This window comes from Microcystis sp. M49636_WE2 (assembly GCF_030065375.1).
GTDB classification, from domain to species: Bacteria; Cyanobacteriota; Cyanobacteriia; order Cyanobacteriales; family Microcystaceae; genus Microcystis; species Microcystis aeruginosa_C.
In genome coordinates, this window is sequence record NZ_JASJFG010000848.1 from 1 (window position 1) to 1,598 (window position 1,598).

A 1,598-nucleotide genomic window follows, 5' to 3' on the forward strand; every position below is an offset into this window, starting at 1 on the left:
TAACTTGGTAAATAACTCTCTAAGTCGTTATGACACTCGACATTTAGTTATGTTTAGTGGCAAAGGAGGAGTGGGAAAAACCACCCTTTCCTGTGGATTTGCTCGCCGTTGGGCTAAATTATTTCCCGAGGAACAAATCCTATTAATCTCAACCGATCCTGCTCATTCTTTAGGGGATGTATTGCAAACAGAAGTTAGCGATGAGGCATTACCTGTAAAAGACTTACCTAACTTAAAAGTTAGGGCATTAGATGCGGAAAAATTGCTCTTAGAATTTAAAGAAAAATACGGAAAATTTTTAGAAATTTTAGTAGAACGGGGCAGTTTTGTTGAAGGAGAAGACTTAACTCCCGTTTGGGATTTAGACTGGCCAGGTTTAGATGAAATCATGGGTCTATTAGAAATTCAACGATTACTAATAGAGAATGTTGTTGATCGAATTGTTGTTGATATGGCCCCCTCTGGTCATACCTTAAATTTATTGGAAATTAAAGACTTTTTAGAGATTATTCTCAATTCTTTAGAGTTGTTTCAAGAAAAACATCGTGTTATTTCGCAAACTTTTGCAAAAACCTACAATGCCGATGATGTGGATGGCTTTTTAGTCAAAACAAAATCAGAATTAACCGAAGGCAAACAACTCCTACAAAATAGGGATTTTACCCTTTGTTTAATTGTGGCAATTGCCGAACCGATGAGTTTATTAGAAACCGAACGATTACTCAATAGTTTGCATCACTTAAATATTCCCTGCGGCAGATTATTTATTAATCGCATTCTAACGGATCCTAATCAAAATTTAGATCGCTACAGTGAGCAACAGCAACTCCTCGATAAATTCCTAAAAATTCCAGGTCAAGAGACAATTTTCACCCTGCCCCAACAGGCAAAAGAACCTCTAGGAGGTGAAGCATTAGATCAGATCATGAGTCAAATTGAAATTATCGAAAAAGTAGAATTTATGGCCCCGCCTCCTATTCAATGGCCGCAAAAAATTCTGCCGAGTTTTAGTGATTTTATTGACGACAAACGCCAACTCATTATCATTGGTGGCAAGGGTGGAGTGGGAAAAACCACGGTTGCCGCGGCCATTGGTTGGGCGTTAGCTAATCGTCATCCCGATCAAAAAATTAGAATTATTTCTATTGATCCGGCTCATTCTTTGGGAGATGCCTTTGGGACAAAATTAGGACATCAATCCACACAATTAACTGCTAATTTAAGTGGTCAAGAAGTTGATGCTAATATCGTTTTAGAAAAATTTCGGGATGATTATTTATGGGAACTGGCAGAAATGATTAGTGGTGAAGGTAAGGAAGAAGGGAACATCAAACTAGCTTATACTCCAGAAGCTTGGCGACAAATTGTCGCTCAATCTCTGCCAGGAATTGATGAAATGTTGTCCCTAGTAAAAGTAATGGAGTTATTAGACCAGAAACAACAAGATTTGATTATTTTAGATACGGCTCCTACCGGTCATCTCCTGCGATTTTTGGAAATGCCAACGGCTTTAGGAGATTGGTTAAGTTGGATTTTTAAGCTTTGGATGAAGTATCAAGATGTCTTAGGGCGTGTAGATTTAATGGGACGATTGCGAA

The 1,598-nt window shown here is 38.2% G+C and carries 1 protein-coding gene; it reads left to right on the plus strand.

Annotated features, from left to right (window positions below; translation table 11 throughout):
• Positions 1-1,598 (plus strand): ArsA family ATPase (locus PX484_RS19410; RefSeq protein ID WP_288105185.1); only part of this gene is annotated, 1,598 nt, incomplete at both ends.